At 72.1% G+C, this 15799-nt stretch carries 13 protein-coding genes; 8 read left to right on the forward strand and 5 right to left on the reverse strand.

Annotation, left to right across the window (positions count from 1 at the left end; genetic code table 11):
- Positions 1-54: 54 nt before the first annotated feature.
- Genes ACFVUT_RS12635 through ACFVUT_RS12645 form a run of 3 tightly spaced genes read right to left on the reverse strand, consistent with a single transcriptional unit; the run spans position 55 to position 3927 of the window.
- Positions 55-2439, reverse strand: coding sequence for a xanthine dehydrogenase family protein molybdopterin-binding subunit (locus ACFVUT_RS12635; protein WP_389651955.1), 2385 nt, complete (start codon positions 2437-2439; stop codon positions 55-57).
- Position 2440: 1 nt separating this feature from the next.
- Complete coding sequence (locus ACFVUT_RS12640) at positions 2441-3034, reverse strand: (2Fe-2S)-binding protein (protein ID WP_389651952.1); 594 nt, start codon at positions 3032-3034, stop codon at positions 2441-2443.
- A gap of 2 nt (positions 3035-3036) precedes the next feature.
- Entirely contained in the window at positions 3037-3927 is an 891-nt protein-coding gene (locus ACFVUT_RS12645; protein WP_389651949.1) for an FAD binding domain-containing protein, read from the reverse strand.
- Between the two features lie 257 nt (positions 3928-4184).
- On the opposite strand from ACFVUT_RS12645, the gene ACFVUT_RS12650 reads away from it, so the two are divergent.
- The 3 genes from ACFVUT_RS12650 (at position 4185) to ACFVUT_RS12660 (ending at position 7484) form a co-directional block, all read left to right on the forward strand.
- On the forward strand, positions 4185-5930 hold the full coding sequence (locus tag ACFVUT_RS12650) for a PucR family transcriptional regulator (RefSeq protein WP_389651946.1): 1746 nt from the start codon (positions 4185-4187) through the stop codon (positions 5928-5930).
- A 163-nt stretch (positions 5931-6093) separates the two neighbouring features.
- The gene (locus ACFVUT_RS12655) at positions 6094-6879 is read left to right on the forward strand and encodes a hypothetical protein (RefSeq protein ID WP_389651943.1); all 786 of its coding nucleotides are present in this window, start codon (positions 6094-6096) and stop codon (positions 6877-6879) included.
- Between the two features lie 275 nt (positions 6880-7154).
- Entirely contained in the window at positions 7155-7484 is a 330-nt protein-coding gene (locus tag ACFVUT_RS12660; protein WP_389651940.1) for a hypothetical protein, read from the forward strand.
- A gap of 212 nt (positions 7485-7696) precedes the next feature.
- Here ACFVUT_RS12660 and ACFVUT_RS12665 read toward each other — a convergent pair whose 3' ends face one another.
- Positions 7697-8548 carry a GntR family transcriptional regulator gene (locus ACFVUT_RS12665; protein WP_389651937.1) on the reverse strand — a complete coding sequence of 284 codons (852 nt, stop codon included), beginning with the start codon at positions 8546-8548 and terminating at the stop codon, positions 7697-7699.
- A gap of 145 nt (positions 8549-8693) precedes the next feature.
- Here ACFVUT_RS12665 and ACFVUT_RS12670 point away from each other — a divergent pair, with 145 nt between their 5' ends.
- Complete coding sequence (locus ACFVUT_RS12670) at positions 8694-9542, forward strand: (2Fe-2S)-binding protein (protein WP_389651934.1); 849 nt, start codon at positions 8694-8696, stop codon at positions 9540-9542.
- A gap of 192 nt (positions 9543-9734) precedes the next feature.
- Positions 9735-10802: a DUF2637 domain-containing protein gene (locus ACFVUT_RS12675; RefSeq protein ID WP_389651931.1), complete on the forward strand. Its 1068-nt coding sequence runs from the start codon at positions 9735-9737 to the stop codon at positions 10800-10802.
- A 42-nt stretch (positions 10803-10844) separates the two neighbouring features.
- On the opposite strand, the gene ACFVUT_RS12680 is transcribed toward ACFVUT_RS12675, so the two are convergent.
- Positions 10845-11207, reverse strand: a complete 363-nt coding sequence (locus tag ACFVUT_RS12680; protein ID WP_389652320.1) for an ATP-binding protein — start codon at positions 11205-11207, stop codon at positions 10845-10847.
- A 341-nt stretch (positions 11208-11548) separates the two neighbouring features.
- On the opposite strand from ACFVUT_RS12680, the gene ACFVUT_RS12685 reads away from it, so the two are divergent.
- The 3 genes from ACFVUT_RS12685 to ACFVUT_RS12695 all read left to right on the forward strand — a co-directional run bounded on the left by ACFVUT_RS12685 (position 11549) and on the right by ACFVUT_RS12695 (position 15773).
- Entirely contained in the window at positions 11549-11932 is a 384-nt protein-coding gene (locus ACFVUT_RS12685; RefSeq protein WP_389651928.1) for a ribonuclease domain-containing protein, read from the forward strand.
- A gap of 93 nt (positions 11933-12025) precedes the next feature.
- Positions 12026-12415 (forward strand): barstar family protein, encoded by a 390-nt coding sequence (locus ACFVUT_RS12690; protein ID WP_389651925.1) that lies wholly within the window; start codon positions 12026-12028, stop codon positions 12413-12415.
- A 226-nt stretch (positions 12416-12641) separates the two neighbouring features.
- Positions 12642-15773: an alpha-mannosidase gene (locus tag ACFVUT_RS12695; RefSeq protein ID WP_389651922.1), complete on the forward strand. Its 3132-nt coding sequence runs from the start codon at positions 12642-12644 to the stop codon at positions 15771-15773.
- Positions 15774-15799: the final 26 nt, after the last annotated feature.

Genomic DNA, 15799 nt, shown 5'->3' on the forward strand with positions numbered 1-15799 from the left:
GAACGTCACACGTCCACCGCCGGCACCGCCCGGGCTCCGGGAGGGAGCCGTGGCTCAGGTGCCCGTGATGTGTTCGGGGCGTACCGGCGTCCTGTTGAGTTCCAGGCCCGTCGCGTTCCGGATCGCCGCGAGGACGGCCGGGGTCGACGAGAGGGTGGGTGCCTCTCCTATACCGCGCAGCCCGTACGGGGCGTGGTCGTCGGCGAGTTCGAGCACGTCCACCGGGATGGTCGGCGTGTCGAGGATGGTGGGGATCAGGTAGTCCGTGAAGGACGGGTTGCGCACCTTCGCGGTCTTCGGGTCGACGAGGATCTCCTCCATGACGGCGACGCCCAGGCCCTGGGTGGTGCCGCCCTGGATCTGCCCTTCGACGGACAGCGGGTTGAGGGCCTTGCCGACGTCCTGCGCGCAGGCCAGCTCGATGACCTTGACCAGGCCGAGTTCGGTGTCGACCTCGACGACCGCCCGGTGGGCGGCGAAGGAGTACTGGACATGGCCGTTGCCCTGTCCGGTACGGAGGTCGAACGCCTCGGTGGGCCGGTGCCGCCACTCCAGCTCGACGTCGACCGCCTCGTCCTCCAGCACGTCCACCAGGTCGGCCAGTACCTCGCCGCCGTCGGTGACGACCTTGCCGCCTTCCAGGAGCAGTTCGGCGGTGGCCCAGGCGGGGTGGTACGAACCGAACTTGCGGCGGCCCCTCTCCAGGACCTTTTCGCGGACGGCCTCGCAGGAGTGCTTCACGGCTCCGCCGGTGACGTACGTCTGCCGGGAGGCGGAGGTGGAGCCGGCCGAGCCGACCCGGGTGTCGGCCGGGCGGATGGTGACCTGGGCGACACCGAGTTCGGTGCGGGCGATCTGCGCGTGGACGGTGACGCCGCCCTGCCCGACCTCGGCCATCGCGGTGTGCACCGTCGCGACGGGCTCGCCGCCGACGACCTCCATGCGCACCCGGGCCGTGGAGTAGTCGTCGAAGCCCTCGGAGAAGCCGACGTTCTTGAGACCGACCGCGTAGCCGATGCCGCGGACGACTCCTTCGCCGTGGGTGGTGTTGGACAGCCCGCCGGGCAGGGCCCGTACGTCGGGCTGCTCGCCGGCCACCTCCCACTGGCACTCGGGCGGCAGCGGTCTGGCCTTGACGCGGCGCAGCAGCTCGGCGACCGGGGCGGGTGAGTCGACGACCTGCCCGGTCGGCAGGGTGCTCCCCTGCTCCATGGCGTTGAGCTGCCTGAACTCGACCGGGTCCATGCCGAGTTCGGCGGCGAGCTTGTCCATCTGCGCCTCGTAGGCGAAGCACGCCTGGACCGCGCCGAAGCCGCGCATCGCCCCGCACGGCGGGTTGTTGGTGTAGAGCGCGATGGCCTCGATGTCGACGTCGTCGACGACGTACGGGCCGATTCCGAGCGACGCGGCGTTGCCGACGACGGCCGGGGAGGACGAGGCATAGGCCCCGCCGTCCAGCACGATGCGGCATTTCACATGGGTCAGCTTGCCGTCGCGGGTGGCGCCGTGCTCGTAGCGGAGCCTGGCCGGGTGACGGTGCACATGCCCGAAGAAGGACTCGAACCGGTTGTAGACCATCTTGACCGGCCTGCCGGTGCGCAGGGCGAGCAGGCAGGCGTGGATCTGCATCGACAGGTCCTCGCGTCCGCCGAAGGCGCCGCCGACCCCGGAGAGCGTCATGCGGATCTTGTCCTCGGGCAGGCCGAGGACGGGGGCCATCTGGCGGAGGTCGGCGTGGAGCCACTGGGTGGCGATGTACAGGTCGACGCCGCCGTCCTCGGCCGGCACGGCGAGCCCGGACTCGGGGCCGAGGAACGCCTGGTCCTGCATGCCGAAGACGTACTCGCCGCTCACGACGACATCGGCGCGGGCCGCCGCCGCGTCCGCGTCGCCGCGCACGATGGGCTGGCGGTGGACGATGTTGGGGTGCGGTACGTGCCCCACGTGGTGGTCGGTGCGGCCCTCGTGGACGAGCGGGGCGCCGGGGGCGGTGGCGGAGACCTCGTCGGTGACGACGGGCAGTTCGCGGTAGTCGATCCTGATCTTCGCGGCGGCGCGGCGGGCCGTCTCCGGGTGGTCCGCGGCAACGAGCGCCACCGGTTCGCCGTGGTGCCGGACCTTGCCGTGGGCGAGGACGGGGGTGTCCTGGATCTCCAGGCCGTAGTTCCGCACCGGGGTGGGCAGGTCGTCGTAGGTGAGTACGGCGTGGACACCGGGGGTGGCGAGCGCCTCGGAGAGGTCGATCGAGACGATCTCGGCGTGCGCGACCGTGGAGCGCAGGGTGTGGCCCCAGAGCATGTCCTCGTGCCACATGTCGGAGGCGTACGCGAACTCGCCGGTGACCTTCAGGAGGCCGTCGGGGCGCAGGGTCGACTCGCCGATGCCGCCCTTGGTGCGGGTGCCCTGGTTGATGCCGACGGGGTGGCCGGTGACGCCCATCTCAGACCGCCTCTTCCGCGCGGGCGGCCGCGAGGCGGACCGCGTCGAGGATCTTCTCGTAGCCGGTGCAGCGGCAGAGGTTGCCGGACAGCGCTTCGCGGATGTCCGCGTCGGACGGTTCCGGGTTGCGTTCCAGCAGTTCGTCGGCGGCAACGAGCAGGCCGGGGGTGCAGAAGCCGCACTGGACGGCTCCGGCGTCGATGAACGCCTGCTGGATCGGGGAGAGTTCGCCGGGTTCCCGGCTCTCCGCGGCGGCCGGCCGGGCCTCCCACTGCCGGGCCTTCTCGATCGGAGTGCCGCAGCCACCCGTGGCACAGCCGTGGCCGGGGTGTGCCCGGGAGCGGTGGGCGGCGAAGTCGGCGAGTCCTTCGACGGTGACGATGTCGCGGCCCTCCGCCTGGCCTGCGGCGACCAGGCAGGAGCAGACCAGGTCACCGTCCAGCCGGACCGTGCAGGAGCCGCACTCGCCCTGCTCGCAGGCGTTCTTGGAGCCGGGCAGGCCCATGCGCTCGCGGAGCACGTAGAGGAGGGACTCGCCCTCCCATACGTCGTCCGCCTCGTGCCTGCGTCCGTTGACCGTGAAAGTGACGCGCATGATCAGGCGGCTCCTTCGGTGCTGCGGCCGTTGCCTCGGTACGACTCCCAGGTCCAGCCGAGGGTGCGGCGGGCCATGATGCCGACGGCGTGCCTGCGGTAGCTCGCGGTGCCGCGCACGTCGTCGATCGGGTTGCAGGCACCGGCTGCGAGGTCGGCGAACTGCTTGGCGATGGACGGGGTGATGATCGCGCGGCTGTCCCAGAATCCGCCGTCCTCCAGGGCGGCGTCGAGAAATTCCTCGGCCGCCTTCGCCCGTACGGGCGTCGGCGCGGCCGAGCCGATGCCGGTACGGACCGTGCGGGTCTCGGGGTGCAGGGCCAGTCCGAAGGCGCAGACCGCGATGACCATCGCGTTGCGGGTGCCGACCTTGGAGTACTGCTGCGGCCCGTCGGCCTTCTTGATGTGCACGGCCCGGATCAGTTCGTCCGGCGCGAGGGCGTTGCGCTTGACGCCGGTGTAGAACGCGTCGATCGGGATCATCCTGGTCCCGCGCACGGACGCGGCCTCGACCTCGGCGCCCGCGGCAAGCAGCGCGGGATGGGCGTCCCCGGCGGGCGAAGCGGTGCCCAGGTTGCCCCCGACGCCGCCGCGGTTGCGGATCTGCGGCGAGGCGACGGTGTGCGAGGCGAGCGCGAGGCCGGGCAGCTCGGCGCGGAGATGCTCCATGATGCGGCTGTACGGGACGGAGGCGCCCAGCGTGACGTTCTCCCGGCCCACCTCCCACTCGTACAGCTCCGCGATGCGGTTCAGGTCCAGGAGGTATTCGGGCCGCCGGTGGTCGAAGTTGATCTCGACCATCACGTCGGTGCCACCCGCGATGGGCACAGCCGTCGGATGCTCGGCCTTGGCGGCGAGCGCTTCCTCCCAGCTGGCGGGGCGAAGGAAGTCCATGAGTGGCTCTCTTCTCGATCGGGTTGGTTCACCGGGGCCGGGTGCGGCCTGCCCTCGTCGGGTCGTTCATTTCTTGTTAACGCGATATGGGCCCCAGTACACAAGCCGTCCTCCAGTCGGTGCAGTCACCGAAACCATGAAGGAGTTGGCTGGTCGATCTCCTCGTCTTGTAGATTCGAACGAATGGCGGGGGTCAGTAACCTCACCGCAATACCCAGTTTTCACCCGCACCAACGAAAGAGATCGGCGGCGACGAGATGCGGCTGCGCGCACTGCTGGAGACCGATGCGCTGGGCCTGCGGCTGCTCGGCGGCGAGGACGAGCTGGACCGTTCCGTACGCGGCGTGATGACCACCGACCTGCGGGATCCCAGCCGCTATCTGTCGGGCGGGGAGCTGGTCCTGACGGGGCTGGCCTGGCGCCGGGACGCGACGGACTCGGAGCCGTTCGTACGGATCCTGGCGGGTGCCGGGGTCGCCGGACTCGCGGCGGGAGAGGCGGAGCTCGCCGACATACCCGGCGATCTGGTGGAGGCGTGCGGGCGGCACCGGCTGCCGCTGTTCGCCGTCCATGAGAGCGTTGCGTTCGCGACGATCACCGAGCACGTGGTGCGCCAGGTGTCCGGCCAGCGGGCGGGGGACCTGGCGGCGGTCGTGGACCGGCACCGCAGGCTCATGACGTCGGGCCCGGCGGGCGGCGGCCCCGAGGTGGTCCTCGATCTGCTCGGTTCCGACCTCGACCTGCACGCCTGGGTGCTCTCCCCCACTGGCCGGCAGATCGCGGGCGCGAGTGACGCCCCGCTGCCCGGAGAGGTCGCCGCGGCGCTCGCCGGCCATCATCTGGCCGCCACCCGCACCGGCCGCCGGGCCCCGCACCGGGCCGCGGTCGGCGACACCACGTATTCGCTCTTCCCGATCCGGAACGCCGGTCGGGGTGCGGTCCCGGCCTCCCGCGATGTGCGCGAGTCGCTGCTCTCCGACTGGCTGCTGGCGGTCGAGGCGGACGCGGGCGACTGGCCGCCCGCCCGGATCGACCTGCTCCAGGGCGTCACCCAGTTGATCGCCGTCGAACGGGACCGGCGCGACGCGGCCCGCACCGTCCGCCGCAGGCTGGCCCAGGAAGTCCTGGAGCTGGTCCAGACCGGCGCCGCGCCCGCCGAGATCGCCGCCAGGCTGCGGGTCGCCGCCCCGGTGCTGCTCCCGGGCCTGGAGACCGCGCCGGACTGGCAGGTCGTGGTGGCCCGGGTCGAGTGGTCGGACGCGGAGGATTCCTCCGCCGCCGGAGCCCCGGCCGGCGGCCCCGGCTCCGCCGTCGCGGGCGGCCCGGTCGCCCAGGCGCTGCTGGAGGAGATCCTGGTCGACCCCGCGGTCACCGGACCCGATGTCGCGGACCGTATCGCGGTCGCCCACACGGGTGACGAGGCCGTGGCCCTCGTACCGCTGCCCGTGGTCACCCCGCCCGCCCAGACCCCGGCACCCGGTGCGGAGCACGACGCCGGGACGGGCCCCGCGCTCCACGCCGAGGTGCTGCTCGCCGCCGTCCGCGAACCGCTCTCCGCGGGCCTCGCCGACGACGGCCGGCTGACCCTGGGTGTCAGCGCGGCCGTGCACTCCCCCGAAGGTCTGCGCGGCGCCCTGGAGGAGGCCCGGCACGCCCGCCGGGTGGCGGCGGCCCGGCCCGGCCGGGTCTGCGCCGCCGGGCACCACGAGCTCGCCTCGCACGTCCTGCTGCTGCCGTTCGTCCCCGACGACGTGCGCCGCGCGTTCACCGCGCGGCTGCTCGACCCGCTGCGCGACTACGACCGGCGTCACCGCGCGGAGCTGATCCCGACGCTGGAGGCGTTCCTGGACTGCGACGGTTCCTGGACCCGCTGCGCGTCCCGGCTCCATCTGCACGTCAACACGTTGCGCTACCGAGTCGGGCGAATCGAGCAGTTGACGGGACGTGACCTTTCGCGCCTGGAGGACAAGCTCGATTTCTTCCTCGCCCTGCGCATGAGCTGACTTCCGGCCCTGCCAAGGCTCCCGGCGGGCCCGGTGCGTTTGTGAAATATTTCACCTGACATTGACCCGACCCCTTGGCCCCGCGTGCCATTCCGTGCTGAGATGCGGCCAGACTCAACAGCTCAATGGCGCGCTCGGGGAGGGCAATGTGGCGCATACCGCCATGTCTGGTTCCGGAACGACAGCAGATGACGATCCGCCGCTCCAGACAGCGGTATGGCGGCTGCGGTCACGCGCCTGCTGGACGGACGCCGCCGCGCTGCTCGAACACGACGCCGCCACCGACCCGGCGGCGGCACTCCAGCGCACCACTCTGCTGACCGAGCGCTGTCTCTACACCGGCGAGGGCTGGACCGACGCCGAGGACGCCCTGCGCACCGCCGAGGCGCTCGCCCACGACGACGCCGAACGCGGCGCGGCCGCCTGCGAGCGCGGCCATCTCGCCTACGCGTCGACACTTCTGGGCGTACGGGACCGGGCGGACGAGGCCAGTGTCGCCCTGAGCCGGGCCGCCGCCCTGCTCGCCCCGTCCGCGCCGGGCCGGCCGCTGCTGGACTACCGCCGGGGTCTGATCGCACAGAACATCGCCGACTCGCCCCAGGCGGCGCGTGCCGCGTACCGCAGGGCCCACGCCGGTGCGACCGCCCAGGGCGACGCGCTGCTGCTCTCCTCGACGTGGCGCCATCTCGCCCTGCTCGCCCTGCGCGAGGGCGAGCTGGCGGAGGCACGGCACGGTTTCGCCGAGTGCCTGCGCATAAGGGAGGAGCTGGGCTACCTGATCGGTACGGCTCCGGCCCTCATCGCACTGGCGGACTCCGAACCGGAGCCCGAGACGGCGGCTCGGCTGCGCGCCGAGGCGGGCCGGCTCTTCCGGCTCCTCGGGGGCGTACCGACCTGGCTGGCTCCGCACCTGGACCCGCCGCCCCCGGATGCCGCCGAGACGAACTGAGCGCCGCGCCACCGCCGCCTCACAGGGCGCACCCGTGCCGGCCCGGCGCGGCGGCGGGCGGAGCGCACCGGACGCCGTCCCCGGCCCGGCCCGACGTGCGTCAGGTGCGGTCCTCGACCGGATCGCCGGGCTTCCAGCCGGCGTCGCTCCACTCCGGGGTCGGCGTCGGCCGGGGCGGTGCGGGCGGCGGATTCGATCCCCTGTTGGGATTCTGCGGGATCGGGGGGACGGCGTCGGACGTCTCGCGCGAGCCACCGCCGTCGCGGAGCGGAGGTGTGACGGGGGACTTCGGCGGGGCGGCCTTCCTCGTCGACGGCACGGGGACGGCGACAGCCTGCGAGGCGGTCGGAGTCGGCTTCGGCGGCACGGAGGGCGTGCCCGTCGACGTCGGTGTCGCGGTCGGCTGCGCGGGCGTGGACGCGGGGCCGCCGCTCGGGACGGCCGTGCTCGGGACGGCCGTGCTCGGGACGGCCGTGCTCGGGACGGCCTCCTGCGAGCAGCCGGCCGACCCGAGTACCAGCACGGCCGTCAGCAGACCGAGCACCGGCCCCACCGCGCGGCTTCCCGCCATTCCCGCCATTCCCGCCCCCAGGATGATCATGTGATCGGAGGCGTAGCGTAACCCGGCCGCGCGTGGCTGCGGCGGGACCGTCACGGTTCGGTTCCCGGCACCGTCCGGGCACTGGTTCGCGGGACCGTGCGGACCTCGGCACCGTCCGGATGCCGGCTTCCGGTACGTCAGCTCCCGGAACCAGGGGCGCCGGCCCTCGGCACTCGTCCAGGCGCCGGTCCCCGGCCCACCGTCCCGATGTCGGCGTCAGCTCGCGGCGCCGGTGAAGTGTCCCCTCACGAGCGACTGCACGGCGGCCAGGTCCTGGGCGATGAGCGCGTCCAGCAGGGCCGTGTGCTCCGCGGCGTCGGCCGGCAGGTCGGCACGCCGGACCGCGGGGCTGTCCCCCAGGGGCCACTGGGAGCGTCGGAGCAGGTCGTCCGCGACCATCACCAACTGCTCGTTGCCGCACAGCGCGAGGACCGCGCTGTGGAAGGCACGGTCGGACTCGGCGTAATCCGCCCGGTCGCCCGCGGCCGCTGCCGCGACCGTGGCGTCCGCCAGCGGACGCAGCGCACACCAGCGGGCCGCCGGGACGCTGCGGGCCAGCTTCAGCATGACCGGGATCTCGATCAGGGCCCGTACCTCGGCCAGTTCGGCCAGCTCGCGCGGGCCCCGCCGGGACACCCGGAAACCGCGGTTGGGCACCACCTCGACGGCGCCCTCGGCGGCCAACTGCTGCATCGCCTCGCGCACCGGCGTCGCGGAAACCCCCAGACGGGCGCCGAGCACCGGTGCGGAGTAGACCTCCCCCGGGACCAGTCGGCCGTCGACCAGGGCGGCGCGCAGGGCGTCGAGGACCTGACCGCGTACGGAATGGCGCTGCACGACGGGCCGAGGGGCGGGCGCCTCGCCAGGCGAAAGCTCGCCGTTCGAGCGCTCGCCGTGGGTGTGCTCACCACGCACCCGGTCGCCGCACGCCCGCCCGTCACGCGTCTGCCCGTCACGCGTCTGTTCGCCACGCGCCTGTTCCGGCACACGTACGGCCGCCGGGGTGATCGCGGAGGCGGCGGACGGGTACGACGGCCGTGCCTGCTCAAGCCCTCTGCCCTGCTCCACCCGGACCTCCTCGGCCTGCCGCGGGCGCGGCTCGCGTGCGCCGTGCTCCTGTGCACGATAGGCGGCACAGCCCGCAGTTCAAACATCGATCCGCTCGGGTAAGGTAAGGCTTACCTGCTGACGTTCGCGATTCGGTGGTTCCTGCATGACACTTCCCGTTCTCCTCCCCGGCGTCACCGCGTCCGCCGTGACAGGCGCGTACGCGCGTCTGGCCGAGGTCTTTCCCGGGCTGCGCACGAAGGTGCTGGCGGACGGCGAGACCGCCCCCAGCGGTGCGGGCTGGGTGCGCGCGGAGGATCTCGCGGAGGGCGGGGCCGCGCTCGACGCCTTCCTCGCCTGGGACCACGCGCAGGTGCTGCGGGACTACGGGCAGGAGCCCCGCCCCGATGTCGTCGCCAGCTTCGGACTGCACCGGTACGCCTGGCCCGCCTGCCTGCTGGTGACGGTGCCGTGGTTCCTGTACCGGCGGGTGCCGCGGATCCCCGTCGAGGACGTGGCGTTCCAGCGGGCGCTGGGCCACCTGACCCTCCGCGTGGCGGAATTCTCCTGCCTTCCGGACGATCCGGCGGCCGCGCTGCCGGGTGCCCGGGTGGTTCCCGACGAGGCGGCACTGCGGGCCGAGGTGCTCGCGGCCGTGGCCGACCACATCGGTCCGGTGCTGGACGGGTTCGGGCCACGCATGCGGCGCGGCCGGCGGGCGCTGTGGGGCATGGCGACGGACGAGGTCGTCGAGGGCCTCTGGTACATCGCCCATCTGCTCGGCGAGGAGCGCCGGGCGATGGCCGAGCTGGAGGCTCTTCTGCCGGGAACCACCAAGCCGTACGTCGGCTCGGCGGGCTTCCGCGAGCTGACCGGTCCGAACGGCGAATCGCTGCCCACCCGCGACCGGGCGAGCTGCTGCCTCTTCTACACGCTGCGCCCCGAGGACACCTGCGTCACCTGCCCGCGCACCGGCGATGCCGAGCGGGTACGGAAACTGACGCCCACTCACTGATCAACACCGCCCGCGCGGGTAGTACTATTCGAACGCAGATCACTGGCCGTGTACGGATATTCGATCAGATCTCGGCTATCCGTATGCCCTGCCAACCCAATGGCGTTCTCTTGTCCCGAAACCCCCTTGAGCGTGCCGGGGTTTCGGCAATCATGGCGCCCGAAATGCCCTACGCGACGCAAGGGACCGCGCATGAGACTTACCGACATATCGCTGAATTGGCTGCTTCCGGGCGCCGTGCTGCTCGTGGGGGTCCTGGTCGCGATGGCGGTGGTCGCACGCGGCAAGCGCGCCGCTGACAGTGCCGCGGCCGACGACAGCTGGGAGCGCAGCGAGGAGCGCCGCAGACGCAAGGAGACGCTGTACGCCAGCGCCTCGTACGTCCTGCTCTTCTGCTGCGCCGCGGTCGCCGCGGCCCTTTCCTTCCACGGCCTCGTCGGCTTCGGCGAGCAGAACCTCGGTCTTACCGGGGGCTGGGAATACCTCGTTCCGTTCGGCCTCGACGGGGCCGCGATGTTCTGCTCCGTGCTCGCGGTGCGCGAGGCCAGCCACGGCGACGCGGCACTCGGATCGCGGCTTCTCGTATGGACGTTCGCCGGCGCGGCCGCCTGGTTCAACTGGGTGCACGCGCCGCGCGGAATCGACCACGCGGGCGCCCCGCACTTCTTCGCGGGGATGTCGCTCTCGGCCGCCGTGCTCTTCGACCGCGCGCTGAAGCAGACCCGCCGGGCCGCCCTGCGGGAGCAGGGGCTGGTGCCCCGGCCGCTGCCGCAGATCCGGATCGTGCGCTGGCTGCGTGCTCCCCGGGAGACCTTCGGCGCCTGGTCGCTGATGCTGCTGGAGGGCGTGCGCACCCTGGACGAAGCGGTCGAAGAGGTACGTGAAGACCGGCGGGAGAAGGAGCAGAACCGTCTCCGCAGGAAGGACCAGGAGAAGCTGGACCGGGCCCACATCAAGGCGCTGAACCGGCAGAACCGTGCCTGGCGCCGGGTCGGCCGGGGCGGCACCCAGGTGGACGTGCAGGCGCTCCCTCCCGTGGCGGGCTCCGCACAGACCGCCGTGGAGCCCGCCATATCCGAGCCGGGACAACTGCCCCTGCGCGCACGGCCTTCCCTTCAGGCCGTGACGGGGCCGGGCTCCGGCGCTCGCACCAGTGACCCCGTCACCGTCGACCTCACCGCGGAGGACGACACCCAGGCACTGCCGCGACTCGACTCGCTGGAGCGCAAACTGAAGGATCTGGAGCAGCAGTTCGGCTGATCCGCCACACAAGGCCCTGACGGTCCGGTCACTCCCGGACCGTCAGGGCCTTTCGCTGTCCAGCTCGAACCAGACGACCTTGCCCAGCGGGTGTGCGCTGACGCCCCAGGCGTCCGCCAGGCGCCGCACCAGGATCAGCCCTCGGCCGTGCGTGCCGTCGTCGGCGTGCGGCACGTACGGCAGGGGCATGCCGGGGACGAAGTCCCGGACCTCCACCCGGAGTCGGGCGGGAACCACGCTGACCGTGACGACAGCCCCGTGCGTCGTATGGATCAGCGCGTTGGTGGCCAGCTCACTGAGCAGGAGCTCCGCCACCTCGGTCGGCTCGACCGCCCATCGGTACCGCAGGAACTCCCGTACTGCACACCGCACTTCGCCCACCGACGCCAGATCGGCCGGCGCCAGTCTGCGCCGCAGCCGGACCGGCTCCCGCCGCCAGGCGGCCGCCTCGTGCGCCGCCTCTTCCGGCCTGGAATCGGCATCTCCCTGACGTTCCATCATCTCCCCCGCCCGCACAGTGAATCGCCCCCTTCTCGACTGCTCGATTTCTCGTCGTCCCGGGATGCATGCCCCGCAGGAGAGGCGCCACGCTTGTCGACTCATCAATAAGCAAACAGGGAAGCCCGTTCCGTCTCCCGGGCGCCCGAAACATGGGCGACACATTTTCGCTCCTTTGGTTAACTTCCAAAAAATTCACATCGGTTGCCGTTGACGAGACCGGGTCTACGCGCGTCATCATGAGGGTCATGCGAATCCCCCCACGGATCACCACACTCGGCGGAGCTGCCGCCCTCCTGTCGGTCCTGCTCGTCGGCGCCCCGGTCGCCACCGCTGCCACCACCTCGGTCGGCAGCATCTGCTACTCGGCGCTGCCCGCCCAGGCGTACGACACGCTCGACCTGATCGACGCGGGCGGCCCGTTCCCCTACTCGCAGGACGGTGCCGTCTTCCAGAACCGCGAGGGCGTCCTGCCCGGTCAGAGCCTCGGCTACTACCACGAGTACACGGTCGTCACCCCGGGCGCCCCGACCCGGGGCGCGCGCAGGATCGTCACGGGCGAAGAGACGCAGGAGGACTACTACACCAGCGACCACTACGCCACGTTCGACCTGATCGACCAGGGCTGCTGAAGCCCGAACCCCCCGAGCCGATCCGCGCCGTAGCCCCCCACCTGCGGCGCGGATCACACCCTGTCAGGAACGGCCGGCTTGTACCCTCCCCCCATGACCGTGACCTATGTGATCGACGGCTCCCGGGTCACCGGCCTGGAACAGTTCTGGAGCCTGATCGGCGAGGCCGTGAACGGCCCCGGCGGGTACTTCGGCCGCAACTTCGACTCCCTCGCCGACTGTCTCGGCGGAGGAATGGGCACTCCGGACGACGGCGACTTCGTCTTCGAGTGGCGGGACCACGCCCGGTCCGCGCAGACCCTGGGCCACGAGGAGACGGCGCGGTATCTGCGGCAGGGCCTGAGCCGGGCGCACCCCACCAACCGGCCCTCGTTCCAGCGGCGGCTCGACGAAGCCCTGGCCGGGCGGGGACCGACCCTGTTCGACCTGCTCGTGGACACCCTGAGAAGCGGGACGTCGCCCGGAACACTCCGGCTGCTCTGAGCCACCGCAGCAAGGCGCCGCCGGCGCTCCCGGAGGCGGTGGCCCCGGCCGGGCGGTTCCGGCCGGAACGTATACGGACAGCCGCACCTGGTTGCCCCGGGATGACCTCCGGATCCCCGCGCCGTTGACTCGCCGTCACCCTCACGCACCGCTTGCGGGATGCCGCTTGTGCCCTTGGGGAAGTGGAGCCATGGACACTCCAAGGCACCGACCCCGAGGAGCCGTGATGCACGACGACCGCACCCTGGTCGAGGACCGCCTCGAACGGGCCCTTCACCAGTTCATCCGTCCCGCCCAGTACCCGGTCCGGACCCCGCTCGCCCTCTCCGTCCGGCACATCCCCGGCGAACCCGTGCCGGTGGCAGAGGCGCTGGAGGGGACGTACGAGCCGTTCAGCACGGGTACGGAGTGGGGAAGACCGTGGTCCACCAGTTGGTTCCGGCTGGAGGGCACGGTGCCCGAGGACTGGGCGGGCCGGCGGGTCGAGGTGGTGGTCGATCCCGGTTTCTCCGGTCAGGCGCCCGGCTTCCAGGCCGAGGGCATGCTGTACGACCTCGCGGGCATCCCGCTCAAGGGCGTCCATCCGCGCAATCGGCATCTGACGATCGCGTCCCCGGCGGCGGGCGGTGAGCGGGTCGCGCTGCTCCTGGAGGCGGCGGCCAACCCGGCGGTACTGGAACACGGCTTCACGCCGACGCCGCTCGGGGACCTGACCACGGCGGGCGAGCAGCCCCTCTACCGGTTCGCCTCCGCGGACCTCGCCGTACTGGACGAGGAGGTCTGGCATCTCGTTCTGGACATCGAGGTGCTCTCCGAGCTGATGCGGGAACTGCCCGCGGACCGCTCGCGACGGCACGAGATCCTGCGGGCACTGGAGCGCATGCTCGACGCACTGGATCTGCACGAGGTGGCGGGCACGGCGCGGGCCGGCCGGGACGAGCTGTCCGAGGCGCTGTCCCGGCCCGCGTCGGCGAGCGCGCACCGGATCTCCGCCACCGGGCATGCGCACATCGACTCGGCCTGGCTGTGGCCGCTGCGGGAGACGGTGCGCAAGGCCTCGCGCACCTTCGCCAATGTCACCGCGCTGGCCGAGGACTATCCGGAGCTGGTCTTCGCCGCTTCGCAGGCCCAGCAGTACGCCTGGGTGAAGGAGCATCAGCCGCACGTCTGGGAGCGGATCAAGCGGGCTGTCGCGAAGGGGCAGTGGGCGCCCGTGGGGTCGATGTGGGTGGAGTCCGATGCCAATATGCCGGGCGGTGAGGCGCTGGCCCGGCAGATCGTGCACGGCAAGCGGTTCTTCGAACAGGAGCTGGGGGTGGAGACGGAGGAGATCTGGCTGCCGGACTCCTTCGGCTACACGGCCGCCTTCCCCCAGCTGGCGCGGCTGGCGGGGGTGAAATGGTTCCTGACGCAGAAACTGTCCTGGAACCAGAGCAACAAGATGCCCCATCACACGTTCTGGTGGGAGGGCATCGACGGGACCAGGGTCTTCACGCACTTCCCGCCGGTGGACACCTACAACGCGCAGTTCCACGGCCGGGAACTCGCCCATGCCGAACGGAACTTCGCGGAGAAGGGTCCGGCGACCCGCTCCCTCGTCCCCTTCGGCTGGGGTGACGGCGGGGGCGGTCCGACCCGCGAGATGCTGGAGAAGGCCCGCCGGCTCAGGGATCTGGAGGGTTCGCCGCGGGTCGGGATCGAGCGGCCGTCGGCGTTCTTCGCGGCAGCCGAGGAGGAGTACGGGTCACAGGCGCCCGTCTGGTCGGGTGAGCTGTATCTGGAACTGCACCGGGCCACGTACACCACCCAGGCCAAGACGAAGCAGGGCAACCGTCGCAGTGAACACCTGCTCCGCGAGGCGGAGTTGTGGGCCACGACGGCAGCTCTGCGGGCGCCCGGTTACGTGTATCCGTACGAGACGCTGGACCGGGTGTGGAAAACGGTCCTCCTGCACCAGTTCCACGACATCCTGCCGGGTTCGTCGATCGCGTGGGTGCACCGCGAGGCCCGCGACACCTACGAACGGGTGCGGGCCGAGCTCGCCGGTCTGGTGGCGGACGCGGTGGCGGCACTGGGGGGCACGGATACGCTCGCCGCCCTCAACGCCTCCCCGTACGACCGCGTTCAGGTGGCCGAGCTGGATGCCGGGGCGAGCGCGCTGCTGCCGCCCGGCGCCCGTGTGCAGCCGCTCGCCGCCGGGCGCACGGCGGTGCTCGCCGAGGCGCCCGGGCTGGGCGCGGGGGTGCTGGACGGCGCGGCGGTACCGGCACGGGACGCCGAGGCGAACCGCACGGCTGACGGGCGATGCGTCCTCGACAACGGCGTGCTGCGGGTCACCGTGGACCGCGACGGGCTGATCTCCGCGGTCCGCGACCTCCCCGCACGCCGTGACGTACTCGCTCCCGGCCATCGGGCCAACCTCCTCCAGCTGCACCCGGATCACCCCAACCACTGGGACGCCTGGGACCTCGACCGGCACTACCGCCGCACCCGGACGGATCTGACCGACGCCGACTCGGTCGCTCTGGTCGAGGAGGGGCCGCTGCGGGTGGCGGTACGCGTGGTGCGGACGTTCGGGAAGTCCCGGATCACGCAGGAGATCCGGCTGGCCGCGGGCAGCGGGCAGATCGACATCGACACCGAGGTGGACTGGCAGGAGTCGGAGAAGGTCCTCAAGGCGGCCTTCCCGCTCGATGTGCACGCCGAACGGTCCACGGCCGAGATCCAGTTCGGTCACATCCACCGGCCCACGCACGGCAACACGGGATGGGACGCGGCCCGTTTCGAGATCTGCGCCCACCGCTGGCTGCGGGTCGCCGAGCCGGGATACGGGATCGCGGTGGTCAACGACTCGACGTACGGGCACGAGGTGACCCGGACCCCGCACGCGTCGGGGCTCGGCACGACCGTGCGGCTGACCCTGCTGCGTGCCCCGCACAGCCCGGACCCGGCGGCCGACGTCGGCAGGCACCGGTTCCGGTACGCGCTGGTGCCGGGGGCGACGGTGCAGGACGCGGTCCGCGCGGGGCTGGCGCTCAATCTGCCGCTGCGGGCGGCCGTGGCCCCGGCGGTGCCGTCGCTGATCACCACGGGGCATCCCGCGGTGACCGTGGAGTCGGTGAAGCTCGCCGAGGACCGCAGCGGTGAGGTGATCGTGCGGCTGTACGAGTCGGCGGGCGGCCGGGCCGAGGCGACGCTCCGGGCCGGCTTCCCCGTCGTACGGGCGCGGATCACCGACCTGCTGGAGCGACCGCTGTACGAGGCGACTCCCGAGGGGCCCGGTCTCGCACTGGCGCTGCGACCGTTCCAGATCATGACCGTGCGGCTGACCCCGGCCCGAGCGAGGTCCCGCCCCTGAGCGGATCCCCGCCCCGGACCGGCTCA

The sequence above is a fragment of the Streptomyces sp. NPDC058051 genome, from assembly GCF_042885475.1.
GTDB lineage: Bacteria > Actinomycetota > Actinomycetes > Streptomycetales > Streptomycetaceae > Streptomyces.

Coding starts and splice junctions, on each gene's coding strand:
- ACFVUT_RS12695 (WP_389651922.1), top strand. CDS start 12,642: ATGCACGACGACCGCACCCTGGTCGAGGACCGCCTCGAACGGGCCCTT.
- ACFVUT_RS12655 (WP_389651943.1), top strand. CDS start 6,094: ATGTCTGGTTCCGGAACGACAGCAGATGACGATCCGCCGCTCCAGACA.
- ACFVUT_RS12640 (WP_389651952.1), bottom strand. CDS start 3,034: ATGCGCGTCACTTTCACGGTCAACGGACGCAGGCACGAGGCGGACGAC.
- ACFVUT_RS12635 (WP_389651955.1), bottom strand. CDS start 2,439: ATGGGCGTCACCGGCCACCCCGTCGGCATCAACCAGGGCACCCGCACC.
- ACFVUT_RS12670 (WP_389651934.1), top strand. CDS start 8,694: ATGACACTTCCCGTTCTCCTCCCCGGCGTCACCGCGTCCGCCGTGACA.
- ACFVUT_RS12690 (WP_389651925.1), top strand. CDS start 12,026: ATGACCGTGACCTATGTGATCGACGGCTCCCGGGTCACCGGCCTGGAA.
- ACFVUT_RS12645 (WP_389651949.1), bottom strand. CDS start 3,927: ATGGACTTCCTTCGCCCCGCCAGCTGGGAGGAAGCGCTCGCCGCCAAG.
- ACFVUT_RS12650 (WP_389651946.1), top strand. CDS start 4,185: ATGCGGCTGCGCGCACTGCTGGAGACCGATGCGCTGGGCCTGCGGCTG.
- ACFVUT_RS12675 (WP_389651931.1), top strand. CDS start 9,735: ATGAGACTTACCGACATATCGCTGAATTGGCTGCTTCCGGGCGCCGTG.
- ACFVUT_RS12685 (WP_389651928.1), top strand. CDS start 11,549: ATGCGAATCCCCCCACGGATCACCACACTCGGCGGAGCTGCCGCCCTC.